This window comes from Kribbella antibiotica (genome assembly GCF_004349055.1).
Classification (GTDB): Bacteria; Actinomycetota; Actinomycetes; order Propionibacteriales; family Kribbellaceae; genus Kribbella; species Kribbella antibiotica.
In genome coordinates this window covers 83,067-98,097 of the sequence record NZ_SMKX01000009.1, presented here as the reverse complement: position 1 = coordinate 98,097, position 15,031 = coordinate 83,067, and the positions used below count along the sequence as shown (strand labels likewise).

Here is a 15,031-nt window from a genome sequence, read left to right as displayed (position 1 = left end):
CCGGGAACCGGACTAGGCCACCAACCAGGCGTCATCTCCGCAAGCAGGCTCGGTGTGCCCGAGCCGCTGAAGAAGGACATCAAGCACACCCTGCCGCAGCGTTACGGCGTCGTGCCACCCAGCCACGGCATGAGTCGCCTGTAACAGAGCCGCAGGAGCTGCTCTGACCGCCGAGCAGCAAATTCTGGATCCCAGTCTTCTGTCTTGGTGCCCAGCGAGAGAAGATGCGGCATGTGCTTCGAAAGGTGCACAAGGTCCTCTGTGGACTGCTGAAAGGTAATACCCTTCTGCAGCGCCGCCTCCTCCAGAGCAGCTCTCGCGTCCTCAATCGAGCGCGCTCCGAGCGCTGCGTACAAAATGCGCTTCTCTGCCCACGGCCTGTAGCTCAGAGAGCTGTTGGCTGCCTGGGGAACGAGGACGAGATTGCCAACGCGATGTACGAGCTCCTTCTCGGCGTAGAAGTCTTGTGACCAACCGCCCGTGTTCGACTGAGGCGCCACGTGCTCAACCGTGAGGTGCGCCTCATCAGCCCATCCTTGATATGTCAAGCACGGGCCAGAGTCTTCTTTACCAGCTCGAATCAATCCTGGCTGCGCGGTGTCTTCGACTGTGTCGTGATAAGCCGCAAGCAAGACGAATCGCGTCAGAGGAGCGCTAGTTGTATAGAGCGGTACAGTCGATGCTTGAGTGACCCAGTTCGATTCACCCTTTACGTCCCCGTGCTCTGCCGACTCCAGCCGAGCCCGCAACTCGGCACGTAGAGCCTCGACATCGACCACTGGCGCAGCCTGACCGACGCCGGAAGAATTTTTCTGCGTGCGCGCTAAGGGGCCCATACCTGTCAAGCTGTTAAGGCCGGTCATCATGTCGCGGTACTCGCGGTCGATGTTTCCGGTCGTACGCCGAGAGGCTCGCCATAGGACCGTGAAAGCGGCCATTGCTTTCATCGCCGCTTCAAGAGATGCGATGACCTCATTCTTGGTTTCAGGGCTCGCCGCCAAAGCCTCAGAGTAGAATCGGACCATCGGAGCGATGACAATACTGTGGTTCAGCTTCTTGAAGAATGCCACACACAGCCGGACTGAGTCCGTCGTAGCGTTGGCCGGCAGCCCCGGAAACTGGCGCTGCTCATTTGGCGCCCAGGCTTCTGAAATAAAATTTGCCGTATTCACAAAATGACTCAGGAACGCCTCGCGTGTCGCAGGCTCCTTGGAATGCCGCTCAAACTCATCTTTCATGTATGCGCGCTGGTCGGCTAGGCGCTTCGACAACTTAGATCCTGTCTCGGCCAGGGCGAAAGATATGAGCAGATCGCGAGTCGCATTTTGCAGCTGATCGCCCACTGTGAACGTCGAAAGATACTCGGCGACGCCATCCATGTACTTCCGGGCAACTGAGTCCTGATACTCCGCTAGACCTTCCGCCATGACCACACGAGGGCGAAAAGTCTCAAAGGCGGTCAGGGGTTCGCCAGTAGTATTCAGTGATTCAAAGATAGTGAACGCGTAGTCCTCATCCTTACCCTTGACCACGGTCAACGCAATACGATTCAGGACATATGACGCCAGCATAACCAGCCGAAACAGCTCGGCTGCAGGACCATCCTCAATGCCATCCAAATATTCGACGACTTCATCACTAAGTTCATGATTCAAGAGGGCCCGCTGAAACTGCTTGTTCTTCGCCAGCACGGAGAGGTCAGGTAGGCCTTCGACTTCCTCGCGGAACTTATCCTTCGCGAGATCGACCAGGATCGTTCGCATTTCCGCAAAACGCTTGACTAGGTCGGGTTCCCCCTCTCCGACGCCATCACGAGCCTTCGGCCTAAAATCTGTCGGCTTTACCTTCGCCGCCGCCTCATCCTCTACCCGTTTACTGTACGTAAAAATAAGATTGGCGATAGGCGAGTGATATATCGCCTGAGGAACTTTGCGAGCCCACTGATCGTCGAAGGCTCTAATCAGCCGGGGGTACAGAGGAGAGTCACCATACGGCTGCGTCTCGTAGAACGTCGATCCGAGTTGCTTCATAAGGTACAAAGTTTGCTCATGCAGAAACGTGAGCGCGACATCATCCTGATCAGGCTGCTTGCCCTTGAATAATTGCCAATGCCGCAGTCGGATCTGGCTGTGCAGCGACACGGTCAACAGGATCAGACTAGAAAGCCGCTGCTGCCCATCGATCACCGTCAGCACCTTTGCGGGCACCTCGTTGCGCACCATCGGCTGAATCGTGACATGGTTGGTGTCATGGATCGTTATGACGGTCCCGAGGAAGGTGAAGCTGTCGTTGGATTGGCCAAGGTGCTTCAAGCCATGCAGCGTATCGTCGATGAGCTTCTCGACCTTGTCCTTACTCCATCCATACGGCCGTTGATACGGAGGTAGGTAGAGCCCCAGTCCGTTTTCGCTGAGCAACTCCCGCAGACTCTTGCTTGTTGCTTCGAAGATGTCCTTCGCTTCTGTGGGCACCACTAGCTCCTCAACGATTGCTCAGCTCGCGTGACCACATTGCCAGCCAGCATCCTTGCCTCAGCCATCATGCATGCACGAGAACTCGTTTGCTGTCTGAAGGCCCTCAGCGGTATTGGATCCAGACGAACGGTCAGTTGCAGCAGTATGGCCATCTGGGTGAGGCCAGCCTTGCTACTCAGTCATCCTGCCTGATATCACTACGTGTCGTCATCCCGGCACGCCAACAGAGCGTCATGACGCTCCCCGCCGGAGGGCTGTGAACTTGACGCGCTCGGCCCCCTGGGATGCCGTGATCGACGTCGTCGGCGTTATCCCCAGCCTGGTGCAACGCTGCGCACGTGCCTTCGCACCGGTGGCCGAGGGCTATGTTCGTGTCAACCACCTCGGCACATCTGGACTGGCCACACCAGGGAAGCCGAAGAATGATGCAAGTGACACCTGCATCGGTGATCACCTGAACACAGCGAACGACCGTGCCACACGGTGGCGATCCGGTTACGCTGCTGGCATGACTCGTCCCGACTGGCCGGTGTGGATGCCTCCCAGGCTCGCGGTCGTGCTGAGTCGCGGCCTCGCCGAACCAGACATGATCACAGCCAACGTCGTCTCCATTTATGAGGACTTCTCGCGGTCCTCGCCGTGGCAGGACGAGGTCCTCTTCTCGGACCGCTTCGACTTCGGCAGAAATGTGATGCTCGCCGTCCGTGCCGTCCAGTGCGACGAACCCACCCACGCCGACCTGGACTGGCTGCGCGAGGTGCCCGGCTACCGCACGGCCAGTCCCGCCGACGTTCAGCGCAACCCCCGGTCGTACTATCCGCCGATCGTGGCAATGTGGATCGGCAGCCGGTACGGCCTGGCGCTCACAAACAGCGGTGACGAGATTTGGATCCGCTCGGTCGGCCAAATCGGCGGCACAACCCTCGGCGAGATGGCCACATACCCGGCGGTCGTGTATGCCTGGCTAAGCAGACACCCTCAGACCCCACTCCCGGACCAGATCCAGATCCGCTGGCTGAACAACCGCAATCTCAGCAACTTCGTTAAGCTCGAGGTCGTCAGAACGCCGTTCGACCGTCTCTTCGCAGAAGCCGCCAACGACCCCCAGAGCGGCCCAGCAGAGTAGGAGGCTGGTTGTTAGTGAGTCTCTGGTTGCCCGATGTGACGATGTCGCCATGGACGTGCAGGCGCACAAGAGTCGCGTCGTCTGATTTGATCCGGCAGGATCGTCAACATGCGACTCCTGATCCTTGGCGGCAGTTGGTTCCTCGGCCGCACTCTCATCAGTGATGCCCTCGCCCGTGGTTGGGAGGTCACCGCCTTCTCCCGAGGCAAGAGCGGACAACCGCCGGCCGGGGCAGCCCATGTGGTCGGCGACCGGAGAAAAGAAGGCGATCTCCAGCGCCTCACCGAGGCTGGTCCGTGGGATGCCGTGATCGACACCAGTGCATACGAGCCGATCGACGTTGCTCGGGTGACGGCAGCACTCGGGAATCACGTCGAGCAGTACGTCTTGGTTTCGACGGTCAGCGCTTACCAGAACTGGCCAGGGTTGCCAGTAGACGAGTCATCCCCGCTTTGGCCGTCATCCCCGGAACTGACAGAGGACTCTCCCGAACTGGCGAACCTCACCCCCACTGGCCACTACGGCACGCTCAAATCGGGCTGTGAAGATGCTGCAACCGAGGGTGCGAAACGGAGCCTCATCGTTCGCCCCGGTGTGATCCTCGGCCCCGGCGAGTATGTCGGTCGCGGGCTCAAACTGTTGAAGCGAGCCGAGCGCGGTGGCCGATGGCTGCTCCCAGCACCTGCCGATCAACCCATCCAACCGATCGACGTGCGGGACGTCTCGACGTTCCTTCTCGATTCGATCGAGGCGAAGCGAGACGGCGTGTTCAATCTGGTCGCCCCTGCCGGGTACGCCACGTACGGCGATCTCATCGAGATCTGTCTTGAGCTGACTGGCCGCCGGGCTGAACCCGTGTGGGTCGATCCCCAGTGGCTGGACGAGCACGGCGTTGCCCAGTGGACAGAGATGCCCCTGTGGCGAACTCCGGAAGGCACCTGGCATGTCGACGGCCGGCGTGCAGCGGAGGCAGGCCTTGTGTGCCGACCTCTCGCTGACACGCTTCGAGACTTCAAGTCAGCTCTTGGGCAGAACGGGATCGTCGACCATCCGCGCCAAGCGGAACACGGAATGGAAGCTGACCGAGAAGCTGAACTTCTCACCGCTTGGGACAAGGCTGAGTGGTCAGAGGTTCGGTAGCGCTAGGCGCGAGACAGCCTCGGAGTTGAAGACCTCGATCTGATCGCGCAGCTCGACGGCTTCGCTAGTGTCGCGCCAATCCCGACCGGTGAGATGACGAGCAATTTGCTCCATACGACCGGTGATGCCATGGCGCCGATGCGGTGCTGGAATCTCCCAGACAACGGTGAGTGAGTCAAGGCTGGCATCGAGCCTTCCGGCCAGGAGTTCGGCCGTGGCGAGGTCGATCTGCGCCCTGGCAGGTTCCAGCCCGCCGAGCGGATCCTCTGGTGCAAGGGTTATCGCGTCGTTGATCCGAACTGCCGCCGACTCGCCTTGCCCAACGACGACAAGTGCCGTCCCGGCACAAGCAGCGTGGCGGCTTGGCCCCCAGCCGAACTCACCACCAGTCGCTCCGTACACCTCGTTGATGGGTGCTTGCTCCATCTCGATGTCGGCAAGGCGCAAAGATTCCTTCACTCGATCCGGGTGACCGAGCTCGGCCCACGCTCGGGCCTCGATCGCTCGCAGTCTTGCTGTGGCAACACCGGCCGGTGCGTTTTCAACGCTGCTTGCAACGAGATCGACAGCGCGACGACTGTGACCGCGCCAGTTGGCAATGAACGCCTGAGTACCGCGGGACCACGCCTCGAGGTGGGCATCTCCGATCAGCTCGGCGTAAGTACGCGCCGACCGTGCTTGTTCTTCAGCGGCGTCCCAGCGAGCAAGGTCGAATGAGACCACCGAGAGCAGCCCACAGGCTTGACCAGCAACCTGATACAACTCACTGGTCTGAGCTGGCCGTCTGGTCTTGTCGAGCATCAAGTAAGCGACGTTGCGAATGTGACGGGCCTCGGTGAGCAACTGCAACGGGGGTTTGGCTTGGTAACCGCGGGCTAGTTCGAGGACTGACTCTTGGAGCAACGAAATGTCGTCCGAGTCAACAGTGCCGGCGATTCGGGCTGCGTGTTCAAAGCTCTCGTGGGCGGCCATGACTGCCGCTGCCTCCAACGATTCGACGTCAACGGATAGGCCGGGCGCGGCCGTTCCGCTGTAGCGCTCGAACTCAGGTACGTCATCCGGTGAGCCGAGCAACACGTCGAAACGGTGCCCCCAGAACGCTTCGGCGACGCGCTTCGACACCGAACGGGCTTGACCGACGTCGCCTCGCATCCACCGCGCCAACTGACGCGGTGACAACGTCGCCGGTTCCTGCATCTGCCGCGCCTTGAGTTCAAACGCCTGGCACGTCTCATCGACCGTCCACGGGCTTTCATGGACGATCTGTTCTAGGAGCGTTCTGTACTGCGCCGTAGCCACAATTCACGGTACGTCAGACCGGTGGTCGAAAACCCAGTTCCGCGCGTCGATGTCGGTCGAACGTCAACCAAATGTCAGGTACATGGCAGGCCGTGGCCCCTGGCATCTGAGCTCAAATGGTCCCCGTGACGCCGATCACGGCCAAATGGCAGTCGGATGGCAGTCAAGTGTCCGGTGTCGTTCATGGCGACGGCAGGCCGGTCGGCGGGAAGCTTCTCGTCACCGAAAGTGCTAACCGCGACGACGGGGTGACGCTACGTGATACCAGAAATGTGGATCCTATGGCTGATGGCCATCGTGCTCTACGCCTTGATCCTCCGGGACATCGCACGGGAGGTGCGAGACGCGTGATGGCTGACTTCGGATTCGTCCCACCGAATCACCGCGTCCGGGTTTGGTTCGGTGAGCACCCTATCGCGACGTTCATCGGTCCGAAAGAGAGCGCAGCCTCGTACGAGACGGGGATGCAGCAGCGCTTCGCGAGTCTGCGCATCACCAACGAGCCGGCGCCAGCGGTCGTGGATTCAAATGCTGCTGACTCGTGAACGGCCAGCATCGTCGCGGCTGGTGGTCCCGCTTCTGGGAGCGTCTTCTCACCAGGTTCCGCCGATGGATGGACGAAGAACGGTGACCGACTACACCAGGCCGCTGCTTCTCGGGTACGCCCGACATGACCTGTACCCGTCAGATGAGGACGTCGATCGGCTGAGAGCTGAGTTGTCGAAGTTCGCGGCGGTCGAAGGATTCGCCATGGGCTCGATTTACGTCGAGAGACGCAACTTCGCACCGGCTGCCCTCAACGCACTCGTCGAATCGCTCAACCGCTACGAACTGACTGCGGTTGTCATCCCTGGTTGGCACCAGCTGGAGCTGATTGGCGACCCCGAGCGCGTCAAGCAAGAGTTCGAGCGGGTCACGGGGGCTCGCTTGATCCTCTACAACCCCGGCCCATGAACTGGCGGAACCGGTGGGGAGTCGTCGTCAGCCCCTCCGTGCAGCGGATCAACCTGCACACCCACCGGTTCCGTCACCAAAGCGGTTCCTGTCTGAGTTAGCCCGCGTTTCCCCAGACCGGCCCCGGACTCGGGCAGGAACCCCATTAGCCGGCGGCCCCGGCGTTTGAGAGCGAGTCAGCGCCGGGGCAGCCGCTCCAAAGCACCGAGGCCCGGACGGAGTCCTCGGTAGGGCGGCCGGATGGTTGGGGCGCGATGCGTCTTGGCGAACAACCATCCGGTCACCCGTCAGCAGTTCAAGCGGATCACAACAACCCGAGGAGAACTGATGTCGAAGAAGAACAAGCCCGGCGACGGCTCGCACGGCAAGGGCGTCAAGGGGGGCGGGCTTTACGCGGCGTACGCCGAGTCCGACACTACCGACGAAACGGTCGTGGAGAAGGTCAAGGCGCTGGTCGACCGTACGGTGAAGCTCCGCCGGAGCTGACCGACTCATTGCAACACGCATGACGAACGGCTGGCCATCGCACCTGGGTGGCCAGCCGTTCTGTGTTTAGCGATGCGGTCAGTCCACGAAGTCGTAGCCTCGATCGACCGCGACGGCAGTCCAGGCTTCGAGTTCAGCCACACGATGCAACAGCATCGTGTCGTCAGTCTCGGCCAGTGCGGCAGCGTCGACCACGCCGAGGTCGACCAGATGAGGAGCCGTCTGTCGGTTCTTCACCTCATCTTCGCGCATCCAGTTGCTGAAGATCTGCTTCTCTCTCGGCAAGTAGTCCCAGTACTGCTTGCCGATGAGATCGAGCACGATCGACTTCTGCCGCCAGTACGCGTTCGGGTGATGGATCCCGTATCGCTTGCTGAGGTCGGTCTGCATGACCGCAGTCACGAACTCACGGTTCATGAACGGATGCAGGAACGGGATCGGATCGTCGGAGATGATCGGCGGACAGACTGGGTCGAGCGACTCCCATGCCTCCATCGCCGACCAAGACTTGTGCGACGCAGCTTGGAAACGAAGCCGTTGGTTCATCCAAGTGCGGGACCACTCGGCGACGTGCGGGCGAAGCGATGCGCCGACGAGCGACGGGGCCGTCAGATCGATCGGCGGATCCTCGGTGACCGCGTAGAAGGCGATCGCTCGCCAGCGACGCGGAAGTGCCCTTGCGAGAACAGCAAGCGATTCCATCAGTCCGGCTTGCTTGCTGACCGAGATCGTGTCGCGCCAATAAGCGCGAAAGAGGTCGACGCGGCGCTGTGCGAGGAACGAGTTCAGCATGTACCTGACGACGCCAGTCAGCTCATCGGAGCCGGCCCCGGTGAAGACGGCTTGAGCGCCAAGCCCCATTGCCGTATCGACCATCGCATCGTTGACTGCGGCCGACGAGTCCAACCGCGGTCCGCGTGGCGACCAGAAGTACTGCTTGCCATTGTCTTCGGGGTGGGCCTCGATGCGATGCACTGGCTGGTCGAGACCGACCCCCTTGAGGAGCCGATCGATGTGGTGAATGTTGGTCTCACCATCATCACCGGTCAACTCGGCCGTGATCAGGTGCAATTCGATGCCCTTGCTGGCACAGATCTCGTGTAGGTGCACCAGAACGGCCGCTGAGTCCAGGCCGCCAGATATCGACAGGGCCACGCTTGAGTACGGCGAGACGAGGTCGTCGACGGTTCTGCGAAAGATCGACGCTAGGTCAGGCGGCTGAGCCGTCGGCTGGCACGGTGGCGCCTCGAATCGCTCCGGGCCTGTGCCGACGCCGGCCAACGGCTCAGCGTGAAACTCACCGAGCACGGACGGCCAGGACAGCCAAGTCGCCATGGCCTGGCGCGAGATCGCGCTCTCACCCAATGTCTGCTCCCGGCTCAGCGGGAGGTCGGACGGACAGCCGTCACGACAATCTGAAGGCGACCGAACACCTTCGAGAACTGCGGCATCTCAGTGGGCTCGTACAGCAACGCCCCCTTCTTCCCCTTGGCCTGTGACCCGTCGCCCGGCTTGCTCTTCTTCGCCATAGCTTCCTCCCAGTTGGTCAGCCGTTACCGCCCGTGACGGTAGCAGCCATAATCGGGACCGTCTACCGATCCAGGGGAAGCTCATACGAGATCAAACCGTCGCTATCGACGGATACAGGCGTGAACCCGGCGGCTAGTAGAGCACGGCCACTGGCGACATTCTGTGGATCCACAGAACCTTGCAGCTTGTCGGCGTCGGTCTGTTCACGCAGGTAACTGCTGATCGAGTTAAGGAGCGGGCGGCTGGGCGCTGGCGTCTGAAACGGCTCCGGACCTATGCCCGCGCCGGCCAGCGGTTCAGCGCGGAACTCATCAAGCCCGAACGGCCAAGAGAGCCAGGTGGCCATGGCCTAACGCGAGATCTTGCCGTTGGCCACCTCGCTACTCCCATTAGCGGGATGCGGTACGAGCGGCTACAGCGACCGAGTGCAGTCGGCCGAGTGCTCCCGCGATGCGCACCGGCCGAAGCGATGCGTACAGGTTCCCACCCTTGACTCCGTTGCCCTGAGTTCCGTCCCCCGGCTTGCTTTTCTTCGACATGACTTCCTCCCCTTTTGGTCAGCCATTACCGTCTGTGACGGTAGCAGCGATACCTAGGACCGTCTAGCGATCCAACTTGAGTACGTAGGAGGTCAAACCATCGATGTCGGTGGCTATCGGATTAAACCCTGCGGCCACTAGAGCACGACTACTGGCCACGTTCTGTGGCTCCACAGAACCTTGCAGCTTGTCTGCGTCAGTCTGTTCACGGAGGTAGCCGCTGATCGCATCGAGGAGCGGGCGGCTGTAGCCCTGACCGCGCCAGTTAGGAGCGACGTAGTAGGTGAAGTAAGCAGTACGAGTAGCTTGGTCCAACTCGACGTCGGCGAAGCCGATCGGCGTCTGACCGTCGAGCGCGACGAACCCCCATCGAGTGGATGAGAACAGAGCTGTCCACGACTGAGGATCGGCATACTCTAAGATCCACCGGTGACCTGCCGGGTCGCCTTGAACCCAACCGGCAATCAATGCGGCCGATGCTTTATCCTCAGGCTTTATTAGGTCGAGTCAGACTTTCATTCACTTAATTATATTAAAATATGTCGATTCAGTAAATAGGCGTCAAATTCGACCCGATAGAATCGCCGGGTGACACCGTGGCGTAGATTTGCCTGTTAGACCTGGAACGACCGCGAGAGGCCCACCACCGTGCAGAACGACGCCCCGACGACCGACGTGTCGCCTGAACCCATCGATCTCGTCGCGGCACATCTGGCCGAGTTCGGCGCGCACGCCCGGTCCCACCGGCAAGTACTAGCGGTCTTGGCGGACGGCAACACCTCACTTGATGTGCTGGTCCGTGAGTCGGCGCTACCTCGACGGGTGGTTGAGGCGTTGCTCCGGCAGCTTGGTGATGACCTGCGGTCATCAAACGATGTCTTGAGCATCCGCCCTAGTCGCATTGGGCTGTACCGCCAGCGATTCGCCTTGGACCAACTGCACCACACACATCTGCTTGACCCGGCGGACGATCGCCTCGACGGCTCGGACGACCTCGTCAGGCTCATGGCCGACATCATCGCCGCGGGGCCGAAGCCCGTCAGAGCGCTCGACCATGTCCCGGCGACGCCGGCAACCGCGGTTCGACGCGCTCTGTGGATGGACGGATCATTCGATCTCGCTGGCTCGACGCTGCTCTGCATCGGTGACCACGATCTGACCTCGATTGCGACCTGTCTGGTCAACCCGAAGGTGAAGGTAATCGTCGTCGACATTGACGAGAACCTGCTGAGCTTCATCGATAAGGAAGCATCCCGCCGCGGACTGAACATCCAGACGGCCTACGCCGACTTCCGACTCGGAATCCCCAGCCTGGCGCTTGAGTCAGCCGACCTCGTCTTCACCGATCCGCCGTACACCCCCGAGGGCGTCCGGCTGTTCCTGGCCCGCGGACTGCAAGGCCTTCGCGACCGCTCCAATGGCCGACTCCTGATGGCGTACGGATACGGCAGCCATCAGCCGACGCTCGGTCTCAAGGTGCAACAGGCCGTCCAGAGCCTTTCGATCGTCTACGAAGCGATCTTGCCCCACTTCAACCGCTACGTTGGCGCCCAGGCGGTAGGCAGCGCCAGTGATCTCTACGTGTGCCGACCGACCACCGTCACATGGAAAGCACTCGACCGCATCGCCCGCGACGCCGTTAACATCTACACGCACGGCGCGCAGTCCCTCGAGGGCGAGAAGCAACAGCTCTCCGACATGCTCAACGCTGCGTTGATCGAAGCCGCCGCCGGCCCGGGTGACCTCCCCGTTAGCGCGCTCATCGGGATGGAACGACCGAAGACTGACGGCGAGATGGTCGGTCTTAGCCTGTCGGAGATCTTCGACGGAACCGGCCTTGCCTCGATCAAGAACGCCCGCACCTCAGCGGCAGCGGTCGACCTCTTCGGGGATCCGGGCTCATGGCTCACCAGGACGCTCGTCGGCCTCAACGTGCAGCGTTTGGCGATCTCGGTGCACAACAAGCACCCTGACATCACGAGCCAGGTCTCACAGGAAGCACTACAGGACCTCGTGGGCTCGAAGTGGCGCCTTCGTTTCCGGCGCAGTACACCGGACTCGACGCACGCCATCATTGAAGGAACCGAGGTCGACGTAGCCGGTCTGACGCCCCGTCTTGCCGCACAGCGGTACGTCCTCGACGGCGCTCACCGGAAACTAGAGAATGCCTGGCGCGATGCTCTCGTCAAGGCGAGTCGACGCCTCGACGGCGAGCCTCTGACCAAGAATCAGGCGCGTGAGCGCATTGCAAATACTGACGTGGCACCTGAAACGCTGGCGGGGAGCCTGATCGAGCTGCCTGAACACCAGATTCGATCGGTTCTGATCTACGTCGCCGCATCGTTAACAGCGGGCGCAGAGTGAACTCCCTTACACGCCTGGCGGCCAAAACCAGCTGAGATCTTCTTCTTGCACCTGATCGGCCGTCAGTGGCTGCTCGAAGCGCCGCCGTAGACCATCGGACGACGCCTCATAGACCCGGCCCCTCGATCCCGTCAGACGATCTTTCAGGGAATACAGGGCTATCGCACTGTCTAGATCGATCGGGTCGACAAGAGCATCGTTCATCACTTCTCGCCAAGCCTGTTTCGTCTTCTCATCGCCGCCGGGCTCCTGGAAGAGGTCTGTCACGCGCGTAAGACTGCTCGGCTCAAATTGAACCCGCTCCGACTCAGCCTTGCCGCGATCGACCGTCGCCGAGTCAATCGCTGACACGATGGCCTCTTGAAACGTCTTCTGAGTAGCCACAACGCTCCCTCCCACACGATGGGTGTGCAAAAGCCTAAGCGAAGCCGCCCTGGCAAACGAGTAGCCATCGGCCCCAAGTCTCCAAGCCCTACCCGGCCTTGACATGCAGGTGGATTGCCCTAGCGTCATCGTGGTGAGCCAACAGGGGGACTTGCCGCAGGAGATGTCGGAGTACGAGCGCAAGCGGTGGAGCGAGCTACAAGAGCACTGGACGAAGAAGTCCCAGCCCAGCTCTCTACTCCCGCCCAAGGTTCGCTCGGCTATAGATGCGGCCGGAACGTCGGCACGTGAAGTAGCGAGCAAGGCCGGACGGAAGATCAGCGAAGTCACGCCGCAGCCGGTGAAAGACGCCACCGAGTTCGCCTTCGACAGCGCGCTCATTCCGGCCCTGAAAGGTGCCGTACGCCTCCTGGAGCTCGCTAGCGACTGGACCGCCGAGCTCACGGATCCTGAGAAGGTGCTGGCGCACCACCGAGCGAAGGGGCGCGACGTGTCGAGCCTGGCCGACCTGCAGGCGCTCGACCTAAAGGACCTTGACGAGGTCACTCGCCGGATGGTGCTTCAGTGGCGAAGCGCCGGTGCTGCTGAAGGTGGCGCCCTGGGCGTGCTGGCGCTCGTGCCGGTTGCCGGCGCTGTCACTGCGATCACGCTCGATGTTGTCGTCATGCAGGTTCTCAGTACAGCCATCGCGACTCGTGTGGCCTATGCGTATGGCATTGACGCCATGTCGCCTGACCAGCGACATCTCGTCGACCGGATGGTGCTGCGCGCGTACAAAGAGCAAGGGCCGAAAGCCATTGCCGTACGCGAAGCCTCGTCGGGCTTCGCCGCGGGGCGCGTTCGCAAGAACTGGAGCGAGAAGCTCCGAAAGGACCATCGCCTAATGGCGGCAGTCGAGAAGCTGATGAAACAGTTCGCCAACGGCCGACATGTACCCGTGGAGAAGGTCACCAAGTTCATGCCGGTCGTTGCGGTGCTAGCTGGTGCGGGGACGAACGCCTACGTTCTCGGCGATGTCGCGAAGCAAGCCACCCTATACGCGCAGACGAGCTTTCTCGCAGAGAAGTACGGCCTATCGATGCCGCCGAGCCTCCAGCGACCTGCGGATTCGTAGCAGGGCCTACGCCTCCGACTCATCACCCGGAGGCGCAGGTAAGCCGGTGACGAGATTTCCGGCATCGACCGAAAGCCCGGCTGCCACCTTCACGATGTTGTGGAGCGCCAGATTCCGCTGCCCACGCTCGACTTGGCCGATGAACGTCCAATGCAGGCCGACTACATCCGCTAGCGCCTCTTGGCTGAGACCCAGCTCGTTGCGTCGTTCGCGCACGCGACGACCGAACTCTGCGGTCGTCGGCGAAAGGGGAGCCTTGCCTTTGGGACTGGGCACGGTTTAACGATCATGCATCCCATGTCTTTACATCCAGAGATCTTACGTCCCATGACCTTGCGTCCTAATGACCATATGTCTTATTTTGGTCTCTCTGCCGCCCACCGGGCGGCCTTGGGGAGAGGAGACCCACCATGGGCGGGTCCTGAAATCTATGACCGAGCCGATGGCTCGTGCGCACGCCCGTCAAGGGTCTTCCCTTGGCGGGCGTTGTGCTGTCCAGGCTTCAAGGCCAAGGCAATTTCCCGATCGAGAGTCCATGTGAAGAGCAGGCCGGAGCGAGGGAACAGCCAGCCATCGTGGCTGAAGCGCAAACGCTGGCCGGTTGGCGAGGCGGACTCATCGATTAGCGGTCGCCGAGCCCCTGGCGCCGTGTAGTCGAACATGCGCATACGCGAGATACCGGCGTCGTCGTAGTTCATCTCGACGGCAAGACCCCGTGTGGGCCGATCGGTGTCGAACCGCAGGACGTGTCCGGCCTGGGCTATGCGCGTCGTGAACGTGAACGAGACGACGACTGGCTGTGCATCAGCCACCACCTCGGCTCCAACATCAACGGCGTAAATCTGAACTGTCGCATCCTCGGTCCGCGTGATCTGCCGGGCGTGACCGTCTACCGTGAATCGCTGAAGTGAAAAGGCAGATGGATCGGTCGCCACCAAGCCCTCAACGGGTCCGTGGAACCAGACAGAGGTATCGCCGGACTGACTAGCCAGTTCGTCATACCTCGCCCCGTCCGAAACAGCGGCGAAGCGACGGAACCGGTGATGCGGAACGACCGTATACTCCCAGCGCACCGTGACATCGAACAGTGGCACCCGGACCGGCCCCGGATCACTCGGAACCCCTATGTCGATCTGCACCTTCGCGTCGTACCAGCGCTCTTCGGCCTTGATCGCCTGATCGCGGATATCGGAGTAGACCTCACGCGCGAAGTCCCGGTCGCCGAAGCGTAGGCCGATACTGTTCTCGGCAATTTGGTCGAGGAGTTCAGGCGTCGCCACACGCTTCAGATCATCGGACTCGACAGCAAAGCCGCGAATGACTGCTTCCCGGATTGCCGGCGCCTCAGATCTGATGGTCGCTCGCAGCCGAGCATCAGCTCTCTCTTCGCTATCCCTGCCGTCGACATACTCGAAGGCGATGACCACGAGCCCCGTCGTGAAGAGCGCTGAGCCAAGGTCCGTCAGCGGGAGCCCAGACGTCCACGCGGGCAGTAGGCCGGGCCAGTGGACAACGACCAGGAGCCCGGCTCCAACGACGACGAAGATCACCGCAAGGAGGGCGAGTTTTGTCTGATAGAGGCGTTGGAGTGGATCGCGCATTAACTATTTAATTGTACCAA

At 61.3% G+C, this 15,031-nt stretch carries 17 protein-coding genes; 7 read left to right on the top strand and 10 right to left on the bottom strand.

Translation table 11 applies throughout. The annotated features are described in order from the left end of the window. Positions 1–101 precede the first annotated feature (101 nt). On the bottom strand, positions 102–2,471 hold the full coding sequence (locus tag E1263_RS05495) for a DUF262 domain-containing protein (RefSeq protein WP_132166023.1): 2,370 nt from the start codon (positions 2,469–2,471) through the stop codon (positions 102–104). Positions 2,472–2,763: 292 nt separating this feature from the next. On the opposite strand from E1263_RS05495, the gene E1263_RS05490 reads away from it, so the two are divergent. Beyond that, a complete protein-coding gene (locus tag E1263_RS05490; RefSeq protein ID WP_132166022.1) occupies positions 2,764–3,600 on the top strand; it encodes a hypothetical protein in 837 nt (278 codons plus the stop codon). 108 nt (positions 3,601–3,708) lie between these two features. Next, entirely contained in the window at positions 3,709–4,740 is a 1,032-nt protein-coding gene (locus E1263_RS05485; protein WP_132166020.1) for a sugar nucleotide-binding protein, read from the top strand. Here the strand turns inward: E1263_RS05485 and E1263_RS05480 are convergent. Then, positions 4,726–6,039 (bottom strand): NsdA family TPR-like regulatory protein, encoded by a 1,314-nt coding sequence (locus E1263_RS05480; protein WP_132166018.1) that lies wholly within the window; start codon positions 6,037–6,039, stop codon positions 4,726–4,728. The genes E1263_RS05485 and E1263_RS05480 overlap by 15 nt on opposite strands. Positions 6,040–6,389: 350 nt before the next feature. On the opposite strand from E1263_RS05480, the gene E1263_RS05475 reads away from it, so the two are divergent. The 3 genes from E1263_RS05475 (at position 6,390) to E1263_RS42560 (ending at position 7,479) form a co-directional block, all read left to right on the top strand. Further along, positions 6,390–6,584, top strand: coding sequence for a hypothetical protein (locus E1263_RS05475; RefSeq protein WP_132166016.1), 195 nt, complete (start codon positions 6,390–6,392; stop codon positions 6,582–6,584). 64 nt (positions 6,585–6,648) lie between these two features. Next, positions 6,649–6,993: a hypothetical protein gene (locus tag E1263_RS05470; RefSeq protein WP_132166014.1), complete on the top strand. Its 345-nt coding sequence runs from the start codon at positions 6,649–6,651 to the stop codon at positions 6,991–6,993. Positions 6,994–7,320: 327 nt separating this feature from the next. Continuing rightward, positions 7,321–7,479 (top strand): lariocidin/triculamin family lasso peptide core domain, encoded by a 159-nt coding sequence (locus tag E1263_RS42560; RefSeq protein WP_165956487.1) that lies wholly within the window; start codon positions 7,321–7,323, stop codon positions 7,477–7,479. Between the two features lie 78 nt (positions 7,480–7,557). Here the strand turns inward: E1263_RS42560 and E1263_RS05465 are convergent, their stop codons facing one another. The 5 genes from E1263_RS05465 to E1263_RS05455 all read right to left on the bottom strand — a co-directional run bounded on the left by E1263_RS05465 (position 7,558) and on the right by E1263_RS05455 (position 10,016). Then, positions 7,558–8,844 carry an asparagine synthase-related protein gene (locus tag E1263_RS05465; protein WP_132166012.1) on the bottom strand — a complete coding sequence of 429 codons (1,287 nt, stop codon included), beginning with the start codon at positions 8,842–8,844 and terminating at the stop codon, positions 7,558–7,560. Between the two features lie 14 nt (positions 8,845–8,858). Continuing rightward, positions 8,859–9,008: a hypothetical protein gene (locus E1263_RS42555; RefSeq protein ID WP_165956486.1), complete on the bottom strand. Its 150-nt coding sequence runs from the start codon at positions 9,006–9,008 to the stop codon at positions 8,859–8,861. A gap of 62 nt (positions 9,009–9,070) precedes the next feature. After that, positions 9,071–9,355 carry a GNAT family N-acetyltransferase gene (locus E1263_RS05460; protein WP_132166010.1) on the bottom strand — a complete coding sequence of 95 codons (285 nt, stop codon included), beginning with the start codon at positions 9,353–9,355 and terminating at the stop codon, positions 9,071–9,073. A 43-nt stretch (positions 9,356–9,398) separates the two neighbouring features. Then, a complete protein-coding gene (locus E1263_RS42550) occupies positions 9,399–9,548 on the bottom strand; it encodes a lariocidin/triculamin family lasso peptide core domain (protein WP_165956485.1) in 150 nt (49 codons plus the stop codon). A gap of 63 nt (positions 9,549–9,611) precedes the next feature. Continuing rightward, a complete protein-coding gene (locus E1263_RS05455; protein WP_165956484.1) occupies positions 9,612–10,016 on the bottom strand; it encodes a GNAT family N-acetyltransferase in 405 nt (134 codons plus the stop codon). 180 nt (positions 10,017–10,196) lie between these two features. Here E1263_RS05455 and E1263_RS05450 point away from each other — a divergent pair, with 180 nt between their 5' ends. Next, positions 10,197–11,912, top strand: coding sequence for a bis-aminopropyl spermidine synthase family protein (locus E1263_RS05450; protein WP_132166006.1), 1,716 nt, complete (start codon positions 10,197–10,199; stop codon positions 11,910–11,912). A gap of 6 nt (positions 11,913–11,918) precedes the next feature. Here the strand turns inward: E1263_RS05450 and E1263_RS05445 are convergent, their stop codons facing one another. Continuing rightward, a complete protein-coding gene (locus E1263_RS05445) occupies positions 11,919–12,296 on the bottom strand; it encodes a hypothetical protein (RefSeq protein ID WP_132166004.1) in 378 nt (125 codons plus the stop codon). Positions 12,297–12,459: 163 nt separating this feature from the next. On the opposite strand from E1263_RS05445, the gene E1263_RS05440 reads away from it, so the two are divergent. After that, the gene (locus E1263_RS05440) at positions 12,460–13,410 is read left to right on the top strand and encodes an EcsC family protein (protein WP_165956483.1); all 951 of its coding nucleotides are present in this window, start codon (positions 12,460–12,462) and stop codon (positions 13,408–13,410) included. A 6-nt stretch (positions 13,411–13,416) separates the two neighbouring features. Here the strand turns inward: E1263_RS05440 and E1263_RS05435 are convergent, their stop codons facing one another. Together E1263_RS05435 and E1263_RS05430 are read right to left on the bottom strand one after the other, a co-directional pair. Further along, the gene (locus E1263_RS05435) at positions 13,417–13,686 is read right to left on the bottom strand and encodes a helix-turn-helix domain-containing protein (RefSeq protein ID WP_132166000.1); all 270 of its coding nucleotides are present in this window, start codon (positions 13,684–13,686) and stop codon (positions 13,417–13,419) included. 152 nt (positions 13,687–13,838) lie between these two features. Beyond that, on the bottom strand, positions 13,839–15,011 hold the full coding sequence (locus tag E1263_RS05430) for a hypothetical protein (protein WP_132165998.1): 1,173 nt from the start codon (positions 15,009–15,011) through the stop codon (positions 13,839–13,841). Positions 15,012–15,031 lie beyond the last annotated feature (20 nt).

Coding starts and splice junctions, on each gene's coding strand:
- E1263_RS05485 (WP_132166020.1), top strand. CDS start 3,709: ATGCGACTCCTGATCCTTGGCGGCAGTTGGTTCCTCGGCCGCACTCTC.
- E1263_RS05475 (WP_132166016.1), top strand. CDS start 6,390: ATGGCTGACTTCGGATTCGTCCCACCGAATCACCGCGTCCGGGTTTGG.
- E1263_RS05470 (WP_132166014.1), top strand. CDS start 6,649: ATGGATGGACGAAGAACGGTGACCGACTACACCAGGCCGCTGCTTCTC.
- E1263_RS42560 (WP_165956487.1), top strand. CDS start 7,321: ATGTCGAAGAAGAACAAGCCCGGCGACGGCTCGCACGGCAAGGGCGTC.
- E1263_RS42555 (WP_165956486.1), bottom strand. CDS start 9,008: ATGGCGAAGAAGAGCAAGCCGGGCGACGGGTCACAGGCCAAGGGGAAG.
- E1263_RS05460 (WP_132166010.1), bottom strand. CDS start 9,355: ATGGCCACCTGGCTCTCTTGGCCGTTCGGGCTTGATGAGTTCCGCGCT.
- E1263_RS42550 (WP_165956485.1), bottom strand. CDS start 9,548: ATGTCGAAGAAAAGCAAGCCGGGGGACGGAACTCAGGGCAACGGAGTC.
- E1263_RS05440 (WP_165956483.1), top strand. CDS start 12,460: ATGTCGGAGTACGAGCGCAAGCGGTGGAGCGAGCTACAAGAGCACTGG.
- E1263_RS05430 (WP_132165998.1), bottom strand. CDS start 15,011: ATGCGCGATCCACTCCAACGCCTCTATCAGACAAAACTCGCCCTCCTT.